The sequence below is a fragment of the Bradyrhizobium sp. genome (genome assembly GCF_049519115.1).
In the GTDB taxonomy this organism is placed as follows: Bacteria; Pseudomonadota; Alphaproteobacteria; order Rhizobiales; family Xanthobacteraceae; genus Bradyrhizobium.
Genome location: NZ_JBEKRB010000109.1, coordinates 1 through 9674, shown reverse-complemented (window position 1 = coordinate 9674; position 9674 = coordinate 1). Strand labels below are relative to the sequence as shown.

6 protein-coding genes and 4 pseudogenes are annotated in these 9674 nt (G+C 59.1%); 6 read left to right on the top strand and 4 right to left on the bottom strand.

The features are described 5' to 3' along the window. Window positions 1–9: 9 nt before the first annotated feature. Window positions 10–723 (bottom strand): hypothetical protein, encoded by a 714-nt coding sequence (locus tag ABSE61_RS34875; protein ID WP_423875720.1) that lies wholly within the window; start codon window positions 721–723, stop codon window positions 10–12. Between the two features lie 263 nt (window positions 724–986). Between ABSE61_RS34875 and ABSE61_RS34870 the strand changes: the two genes are divergently transcribed. After that, on the top strand, window positions 987–2105 hold the full coding sequence (locus tag ABSE61_RS34870) for a DUF2336 domain-containing protein (protein WP_423875719.1): 1119 nt from the start codon (window positions 987–989) through the stop codon (window positions 2103–2105). Window positions 2106–2372: 267 nt separating this feature from the next. Here ABSE61_RS34870 and ABSE61_RS34865 read toward each other — a convergent pair whose 3' ends face one another. Further along, a complete protein-coding gene (locus ABSE61_RS34865) occupies window positions 2373–2849 on the bottom strand; it encodes a DNA glycosylase family protein (protein WP_423875718.1) in 477 nt (158 codons plus the stop codon). A 355-nt stretch (window positions 2850–3204) separates the two neighbouring features. Between ABSE61_RS34865 and ABSE61_RS34860 the strand changes: the two are divergent. Further along, window positions 3205–3549: pseudogene (locus ABSE61_RS34860) on the top strand (DUF2437 domain-containing protein); the annotation flags it as partial. Between the two features lie 49 nt (window positions 3550–3598). Further along, the gene (locus tag ABSE61_RS34855; RefSeq protein ID WP_423875717.1) at window positions 3599–4099 is read left to right on the top strand and encodes a fumarylacetoacetate hydrolase family protein; all 501 of its coding nucleotides are present in this window, start codon (window positions 3599–3601) and stop codon (window positions 4097–4099) included. Window positions 4100–4468: 369 nt separating this feature from the next. On the opposite strand, the gene ABSE61_RS34850 is transcribed toward ABSE61_RS34855, so the two are convergent. Together ABSE61_RS34850 and traA are read right to left on the bottom strand one after the other, a co-directional pair. Next, window positions 4469–4681, bottom strand: coding sequence for a helix-turn-helix transcriptional regulator (locus tag ABSE61_RS34850; protein ID WP_423875721.1), 213 nt, complete (start codon window positions 4679–4681; stop codon window positions 4469–4471). A gap of 119 nt (window positions 4682–4800) precedes the next feature. Then, window positions 4801–7828: pseudogene (gene traA, locus ABSE61_RS34845) on the bottom strand (Ti-type conjugative transfer relaxase TraA). 170 nt (window positions 7829–7998) lie between these two features. Here traA and ABSE61_RS34840 point away from each other — a divergent pair. From ABSE61_RS34840 to ABSE61_RS34830, 3 genes and pseudogenes are all read left to right on the top strand, one after another. Beyond that, a pseudogene (locus ABSE61_RS34840) lies at window positions 7999–8281 on the top strand (conjugal transfer protein TraD); the annotation flags it as partial. Between the two features lie 279 nt (window positions 8282–8560). Further along, window positions 8561–8767: pseudogene (locus ABSE61_RS34835) on the top strand (IS110 family transposase); the annotation flags it as partial. Between the two features lie 68 nt (window positions 8768–8835). Then, window positions 8836–9429 (top strand): hypothetical protein, encoded by a 594-nt coding sequence (locus ABSE61_RS34830; protein ID WP_423875716.1) that lies wholly within the window; start codon window positions 8836–8838, stop codon window positions 9427–9429. The last annotated feature ends 245 nt before the right edge of the window (window positions 9430–9674 follow it).

The following is a 9674-nucleotide window of genomic DNA, read 5'->3' as shown; positions in this document are numbered from 1 at the left end:
ATTCTCGTTTCACGGTTCAAATCGTCCGGAAAACAGTAGCAGCCCCGGGGTGCGTTGCCCTTTTAAACCCATCAATGACGGCACGGCCAGCTGAACCGGCGAGCCAGCATTATTCGGCGGCATCGCGGTCGCCGGTCCAAGCACAATCGGCAATGCCTTCTTGAACGATGGCGAAGTGTCCATTGCGAGCACGGTCACGGCCCTGAGCAACGGCACAATCACCGGTACGATTTCACCGACGTTGCCAGCAGCAATTCCCAGCGCGGAAGCGGCAACAGCCTTGCACTGAACGGATCCGCCGTCAGTGGCAGTTTCGCCGGCGCAATTGATATAAATGGGGCCGTCACGTTTCAAAGCTGAGTGGAGGTGGACGGTGTCGCGATGTCGGTCGCCAGAGGAGCGACGCTCGACTTCGAGAATCCGGTAACGGGCGTCGGCGCCACGTTGAATGACGTCGATGTAATGAATTCGGGAACCATCCAGGTTGATTCGGCCGGACCAGGCACCCCAATAATTTCGCTCGTGCTCGAGCGTGGCACGACGGTGACTGACGGCACGCTGGTCATACACGTTGACTTTCCGGTAAACGGAATTGAGGGGGCCGTTGAGATCGAGACCGGCGGTGCGACGTTCGACAATGTCACCGTCGACAACAACAATATCCAATTTAAGATTGAAGAGACTGTCCTCATCGCACAAAGCGGTCAGCCATTTAAGCGCCATTTAAGTACATGATTGTAATAATAAATTCTAGGTCAGAGCTTTCCATTCCGCCAGTTCCGCCGAGGGCCCGTTTTCCGAAGAATGGATGATTTCCAAGGCGGCATAGGCCACGATCGCAAGTAAAGGCCCGCGATCGTTTTGACAAAACGAACCCAATTTTTGGGCAGGGGCGGCCTCACCGACGCGCTTTACGCATCCTTCAAGCATTCCAAGTACCGTTTGCGCTCGCTTAGAAAAGTGCTCCACGACGCTCAGGATGAGCGATGCCAGATGCAGATCTATCAATCGTCGATGACGTGGAAGAAGCCTTAAGGAAAGGCTCGCACAGCAGTGGTATCGAGACGTTCAAGCGAGTGGCGGATTTGTTCTTATCGTCTGCGGGACGTTACGGTTCAGAGCAGGTCGAATTATTCGACAACGTCTTCGAGCGGCTTATCAAGACGATTGAGTTTCGGGCGATTGCGGACATTAGCGCTCGCATTGCTCTCGCCGAGTTCAGCGAACAGCTCTCACACATTTCGCAGGCGCCTCCATCGACGGTCCGCAGGCTCGCCCGAAATGACGAAATCAGCATCGCCGAGCCGGTCTTAAGGGAATCTGCCTGTCTAACCGCGGCGGACCTGGTCGATTTGGCTCGTCACAAGAGTGAAAGGCATGTCCTCGCAATAGCATCACGCTGGCAATTGAAAGAGGTAATTACCGATGCGCTTCTAGCCCGCGGCTATCCATCCGTCAGTCGTCGAATTGTAAATAACCCAGGCGCGAAAATATCCGCAGCCGGTTTCGCAATTGTTGTGGCGCAAGCAGAGTTGGATCCTGAACTGGCCGTACAAACTGGCATTCGTATCGATCTGCCATCAGAGCTGCGCGATCAACTGTTACGCAAAGCAACTGAGGCGGTTCGGATGCGGCTTTTGTCGCGTGCACCAAGTCATCTCTTTGAGGAAATAAGAAGAGCGGTTGATGTCGCCGCAGCAAGCGCGAATCGCGACATGTCGGAGGTGTACGACTTTAGCGAAGCCAAGCGCTTGGTGGCATCTTTGGAGAGTAAGGGGATTCTCGATGAACATGCTTTGCGGGCGTTTGCGGAACGGCGGAAGTATGAGGAAACCATCGTAGCGCTCGCGCAGCTGTCGAGATCGCGTGTTGAAGTCGTCCGGCCGCTGATGCAGAGCCTTCGCGATGATGGGGTCCTCGTGCCGTGCAAGGTGGCGCAAATTGGCTGGGAAACAGTTCGCGCGATCCTACAGTGCCGATATGCAGGTGGCTCAATGGGCTCGCTGGAGCTGATGAAGGCCCAGGAACAGTTCGCCGGTATGAATCTAGAAAAAGCGCGACAGTTGCTGCGACACTGGCACGTGCGAATTGCCAGTCTCAACTAATCTCCGTTGCGAACTGCTCGACAGGAGAAACCCGCCATAAGGATACCGATGACATGAACGAATTCTCCGTGGAATGCGCTACGAATGAAATGTGATGCGGCACTCCTTGGAGCGCCGCATCACATCTTACCGCGCGGCCCACGGCCGCCGCCGGCGCGGCCGAATAGATGCAGCCTGCGATTTCGCTGACATTTTTATTCCTTCGTAAATCCTGAGCCTCGATTGTTAAAGGCGTCAGACCCTATCGATAGCGGGTTCTCGGCGGCCTTAACCACCCGCTTTCCGAAAGCACGCCGCCTCGACAGGATCCGACGCTGCGAGCGGGATACGACGAATGTCGATCGAGCCTAAGTCTTGAGGGATTTGCCGCGTTCGCGTGGAACGCGCCACAGTTACCAGGACGCGACGGTCCGGTGCGGTGCGAGCGCCTTTTCCGAGCTCCAGCAAGTCCCTGGGCTTGGGCGCGTCTGTGAGCGACTTGAGGATGCGACAACCCTTGCGGATGCCGAAATCATCGACGGGCAGGACGTCCACGCGCTCCAGCGAATACATCAGGAGCATCTCGACGGTCCAACGCCCGATCCCCTTGACGGAGATGATGCGCTCGATCAGGGCCCGATCGTCCATCTTCACCGCGACTTCGCGAGTAGGGACCAGCCCCGACTGGGCGCCTTCCGAGATCGTTTTTATCGTCGCGTCGCCTGCCTTGGCCGTCAGCTGCTGATACGCGATAGCGCGGACCAACGCCTCATAGGGCTCATGCGCCGCTTTCGGATCGTGAAGGCGCGGCCCACTAGCTCGATAAGCTTTCTCCAATCGTCGCCGGCGTTTTCAAAAATTTGACGGAAGCACGGTAGCGGGCAGGGGCGTTGCGACTTTGGAAATCTTGATCAGGAGAGGCCATCACGAGTGGACATGGCGCGGCGCATGCGGCGGCGTCATTGAACGCAACACTCCCTATGTTCAAACCGATGGTTCGTAAAGCGCGTAGTGTTGGCCTACGGTCTAATCATCCCGACGGCGATCCTGCTTCCAGAGACCCAGGTCCGTCCGCTCGGGGCCGGACGCCTATGAACGCTTGGGCGGCCATGCTCACCGTATGCTGTCTGTACTGAAAGAAGAGAGATTTATGAAGTTTGCTCGCTATGCCATGAACGGCGCGATTAAAATCGGCTGTATCAACCAGGCCGAAACAACTATTGCGCCGATTCCGGGCGCCAAGGATATGTTCGATGTCATCGAACATATCGATGAAATCCGCACTTCCGCCGGCGGCGGCGCACAGGCCCGGCCGCTCGCCGAGGTCAACTTGCTGGCGCCGATTCCGGCCCCACACCGCAACATATTCTGTGTTGGCAAGAACTACCGTGACCACGCCCGCGAATTTTCGAACAGCGGCTACGAGGCCGGAGCGGTCAAAGGCGCCGAAATTGACAGCCATCCCGCCGTGTTCACCAAGCCCGCAAACACAGTGGTTGGGCCGAACGATGTCGTTGAGCTGCACGCCCCACATCACGTCCAGCGTCCATTACGAGGCCGAGCTTGCGCTCATCGTAGGCAAGGAAGGCCGCGATATCAAGCCGGAGCATGCCTACGATCACATCTTCGGATATACGATCGTCAACGACGTCACCGCCCGCGACCGCCAGCGCAATCACAAGCAGTGGTTTTTAGGCAAAGCGCTCGACACATTCTGTCCGATGGGCCCGTGGATCGCGACCAGTGATGATCTTGATCCCGAGAATCTCGACGTCAAATGCTGGGTGAACGGCGAACTTCGCCAAAATGCGAATACGAGCGACCTGATTTTCGGTATCCCGACGTTGGTGGCGACGATTTCCGCAGGTCTGACCTTGAAGTCCGGCGACATCATTGCAACCGGCACGCCGGCAGGCGTCGGCCTTGGTTTTAACCCGCCAAAATTTCTCCGTACCGGCGACAGCGTGTCGATCTCGATCAGTCATCTCGGCACGCTGACCAATACATTCCGATAGTCCGCAAGCCCGCGGCTTTGAAAATCTTGATCACGTGGACATGGCGATTTTCGAATTGAGAACAAGAAACGGAGTTTTCAACCACTCGGCCTCATAAGCTATCTAGCTGGTAGCTACAGGAGGACCTAAATGAGGTTGGTACGATTTGAGAGGCGCGCACAGGCATTTTGTTCCAAGTAGGGGCTTTGGATTCGGACCCGCTCCGAGCAGAACATTAGGCACAGCGGCCAACTTGCGACACCAACGGGCCGGACACGTGACCGCGCCCGACCAACGCTGCAAGCCGCAGAAAGTTTTCGCCAAGGCCGCCGTCCACGCGTGACCTGAAGTGGCAGCGCGCGCTAATTAGGCAACTGCGGCTGCACCTCATCAGACCTCATCGAATTGGCGTTTCGGACGCCAGGACACTGGATCGGCGATCCAGCGATTGATGTCGGATTCGTGCCACCCGGTCCCGTAGGTGCTGATCTTGAGCTGTGCCGGGAACGTGCCTTCGGCAATCTTGCGGTAGATCGTGGACCGGGACAGCCCGGTCCGAGAAAGCACGGTTTTAAGACGGATGATCCGATCTGGTTGGCGCATGGTCATGCTGCCTCCTACTGACGGCTGCCGAGACCAGACACGCCACGCATTCGACGGCACGCAAGAGGGTTTTTTGCGTCGCCGTACTATGGCGCAGAGTTGGTGGTAAATCGGATAGTTCAAATTTCGATACCCCTGCTTCGACCTCGGCCAAGGTCGATGCCGTGGCTGAAGGCGAGTTCAAGGCCAAGCCGGCGGCCTGATTCGAAGGCGATGCCGAGCTCCCTCTTGCGGTTGGCGAGGAGCGATTCCAGTTGCGGATCGCGTTCAAGGCTTCTCGCCATATCGGCCATCGCCGAGCGTGCGGACCTGTAGCCGGAGATGTCGCCCGCCTGAAACCGGCGCCGACTGGCCTGGTCGAGCTTCTGCCAGTCGTCGACGAAGCGGTCGGCGCGACGGTCCGGATTGATACGCAGTTCGGTCTCAAGCTGGAGCGCGCGGATGGCGCGGTTGAGCCGGCCGCCAGCCGCCTCGCGCACAAGATCCGGGTTCTTCTTGTAGGCGGCTTCGGCATCGTGCGAGCCATACGGCCGCACCTTCTCGAAGACCTTCCGGGCCTGCTGCAATTCTTTCAGCTGCTCGGGAGTTGCATCGAAGCCCAGCTCCTGCATATCGAAGATCGCATCCACGGCTCGGGCATGGCGCACGAGCGCTCGGGTACGCAACCGGCGCATTTCCTTTTCGGGGTCTTCCGCCACCTTCATTTCCGGTGCTTCGGTTTCGCGGCGCTCGGCTGCCGAACCGCTCCTGTCCCTTTCCGGCGCTTCCCGCTCCGGCCGTCGTCCGCCATCCGGGCCGGGCACATCTGAAGGAGAGCGAAGGCCGTCAAACATATTGGGTACCTTCTCCGGTACGACCTCGCGCACGATCTCGGCGACGTCCACGCCGCTCGGCATAGCTTTGCGCCGGATCGCGCTCCTCATAGTCCGAGGCCATGTCCTTGGCCCGGTCACGCGACAGGGTGCGAACGAGCCGGTCCGGATTGGCAAAATCGTCACGGCCGTAATGCAGCTCTACGCCATCGCGGTGCCGCGACAGGGCCACATAGCTAGAATGGGCATCCATGCCAGGGGTTGCCAGCACATGGGCGCGGTCCACCGTCATGCCCTGCGCCTTATGGATGGTCGCGGCATAGCCATGGTCGATCCGATTGTAGTCCTTGAGGTCGAACTGCACGGATCGGCCGTCGTCAGTCTGAACGGTCATGGACCGCGCGCTCACCTGTTCGATGGTGCCGAGGGTGCCGTTCTTGACGCCAAGGCTTCGTTCGTTTTGCAGGAAGATCAAGCGATCCCCGCTGGCGAAGTTTCTCGCGCCGCGCTCGACCGTCACAGGCAGTTCGTCGCCCAGATCGACCGCGGCCCGCATCCGTGTCCGCGCAGCCTCGTTGAGGGCGAGCACCTCGTCATTGGTATGGGTGAGGATGATCCGGCTCCGCTCCGGTGACGCCTGACGGTCGCGGTCCCAGCGATCGATCAGATCGCCGCGCGCCTGCTCGCGGCTCTCGGCACCATGCACCATGCCGTGGGAGCGATAGGCTTCCAGCGCGTTGCCGGTTCGGCCACTGGCGAGATCACGCGTGGCGTCCCGCTGCCAGTCCTGGCGCTGGCGGCGCACCTCGCCGATCTCCGCGCCGCCGTGACGCTCATGGATCGAGCGAAAGGCCGCGCCTGCTTCTATTGCCTGCAGTTGCTGGGGATCTCCGACCAGCACGACCTTGGCGCCGGCCTCAGTGGCATGGGACAGCACGCGTTCCAACTGCCGTGTGCCGACCATGCCCGCCTCGTCGATCACCAGCACGTCGCGGGTCGTGAGTAGGCCGCGGCCCTGTCCCCAGCCATGCTCCAGGCTGGCGATGGTGCGAGACGCGATACCCGATCCGCTCTCAAGGTTTTCGGTAGCGATGCCGGACAGTGCAGCGCCACGGACCTCGTAGCCCGCCGCTTCCCAGGCATCCCGCGCCACGCCCAGCATCGCGCTCTTGCCGGTGCCGGCATGGCCGACCACGATCCCGAGATCGCGCCCGTCCGTGATATGCGCCAGCGCATCATCCTGCTCGCCCGAAAGGATAAGACCGCGCGCTTCCGCACGCGCCAGCGCGGCCCGCCTGCCGGCATCGTTCACTGCATGGCGTTCCCGTTCCGCCATGAGTTTGGCGGCGCGGTGCAGGCGCTGTTCCGCCTCGATCATGGCGCGTGTGGTGAAGCGGTCTTCGCCGCTGATATCCTTGCCGAGTTCGACCAGAGTGGGCGCATTGCGCATCGCGCCCATGACGTCGTTGAACTGATCGATCCCGTCGCTGTGGCGGTGCGCGAACTTCGCCATGTCGCGCCGCGTAAAGGTCGATTGCTGCTTCGTGATCGCGTCCAGCCCAAGGGAAGGGTCGGCGATGATCCGCGCGCCGTTGCCGCGCGCAATCTCGCGGTGCATCTCGGCCCGATCAGATACAATGGCGGCGGCCTCGATCCTCTTCTCGGTTCCTTGGCCCTCAGAGCCGCGATCCTCAATCCGCTTGGCGGGCGCACCGATTTGGCTTTGTGGCTCCAGCGCGATACCCTGGGCTTCCAGGCTGCGATGGTCGATCCGCACGTCAATGTCGAGTTCGGCCAGGCGTTCATTGGCGAGTTCTGCCCAACGTTCACGCCAGCGCTCGAGCATGTCGGTACGGTTCCAGTCCCGCACCTTCCGCCCAAAACCGCTTTCGTCGACCGCGCGCATAGTCAGCATGACATGGGCATGGGGTTTGGGCATGCCGTCCTTGCCCACATCCCAATGCACGTTGAGATCGGCGATCATGCCCCGATCCACGAATTCGGCCCGAACGAAGTCGCGGGCGAGCTCAATGCCTTGCGCTTGCGTCAGTTCGCGCGGGATGGCGAATTCGACCTCACGGGCCAGCTGTGCATCTTTCCGGACTTCGAACGCCTCGACATCGTTCCAGAGCCGTTCGCGGTCGTTCCATGCCTCCGGCGCATTTTCCAGCAGCATCACCTCGGAATGGACAACGCGGCGCTTGGAGGAAAAATCGTGGCTGCGATCGAGCCGCTCGTCACGCAGCCGCGAACCCGACCGGTAGGCTGCTGACGCTACCGCGCTGGAGCCAGACTTGCGGCCAATGACCTTGACGTGAAGATGATAGATCGCCATCGCGATCAGGTCAGTGGCACGGCAGAGCGCACGTCGGAACGACGCGTACGCGCGCCCTCCCTCAAAAAAATCTCGGGAGGGATTACACCGTCTCAAACCGTCCGCGGACCTTACAGCATTGTGCCCAGAGCTCACCTATCATCCCTTGATCAACACGGTTGGAGAACGTCATGCGGAAGCCGCGGGATTTTGACGGGGAACTGAAGGCGCTTGGGGACAAGGCGCGTGACCTCAAGAGCCGCAAGGTACAGCAGCTCGGCGAACTGGTGATCGCTACTGGGGCAGACACACTCAGCGCCGACGAATTGGCGGGCGCGCTGATCGTGCTGGCTGAGACAAAAGAGGCCGGAAAGAAGGAGGCATGGGCGAAACGCGGTACCGCGCTTTCAGAGCCGGGCGCGGCGAACTGCACCGGCAACTGAGTGCGACATTGGCGGCGTTCGGGCGCAACCGTCAACAAGCAGAAGGCGCGGCGTGATGTGCGCACGTCGCAGGTCGAGCGGCGCTGAGGGACATACGGATTTCGAGCATTCCCTTTCGAAGTCTCACTTTGACCCGGACTCTTGGGCTGCTCTCTAAGCTAAGATTCCTGACCCAAGGCCGGCCGAGCAGCTGGCTTGTAAAAGGTCCACGCCGGTCTCTTGTATGTATTCGAGCTGCTCTTGGGTCTTGACGCCCTCTGCCGTGGTCACGGCTCCAAGACCTGCGCCAGCGCCAGTGTTGATACGATTATGTGTCGTCGGCATGGAAGCGTGCGCAACGGCGCACCAATGGGCACGCGAACTCAAGATGCTAGGGCATGACACGTGGCTCATGCCGCCGAGCTATGTCAAAGCCTACGTGAAGTGTGGCAAGAACGATACGGCCGATGCGGCAGCGATCTGCGAGGCCGTGACGCGGCCACCGATGCGGTTTGTGCCGATCAAAAGCGTTGGGCAGCCTAAACTTTAATATAACCTTAACCTGCCCCGCCTTAACCTAATCTTCGCGAAGCTTGGGCGACCAAGATGGATTTTGTTAGCGCCAACCCCTCTGTTGTCAGATCAATTCGGCAACGCGCGATGTTGAACTCGTGGCTGAGGCTTTATGCGCGGGCAAATCAGCCGCCGAAATTTGATGATTTCAAACAAGACGGGCTTCCGCGCGAACTCGATGATCTCGTTTTTTGCTCTGTTGAATCTTGCGGCGACGAGACAAGCTTCCTGATTGAAAGTGACGGTCTGCGCGCCTATCAAGCGTACGGTAAAAGCGGCAAGGGCCGCTATCTTCACGAATATCTTCCGCGAGCAGTGAGAGATCGGATAACACTAATATACGCCGAATGTGTTCGCAGGCGTTTGCCGGTATATACCGTTTCGAGGGTGAATGATATAATCGGTGTTGAGGTTGAATTTGAACGTTTGCTTTTGCCTTTCACGGGTGCGTCAGGAATCGAGTGGGTCGTTGCATCACTAAATACGCTAAGCATCGACGGCGGCTTTGAGATCAGGCACCTCATGAAGAGAAGTGAGTCTTTGCCAGTTAACGACTTCCTGTCGATCATAGACCAAAAGCTTTTTCATCAAACGATTGGCAAAAAAGAGCTCGACGAAATCGTTTGAATAAGTGCTATTTCGTAAATTCGCTGGCAATATTCGATAAGATCAAAAAGAACCTGATTGCGGTTCAAAAGCTTGGCTCGCGCCGAGGCCTCGGTCGATTTGATAAGATCCGTTGTTAGGGGCAGACCGGAGTGCGCCGGGAGACCGGCAAGGAGTAGATGGTGCAAGTCCATCACGATGAAGGAGTAGCGAACCGCATCGACCCCGAGTCATGCGCAGATACCCGTGAGGGTATTGGCGAAGCG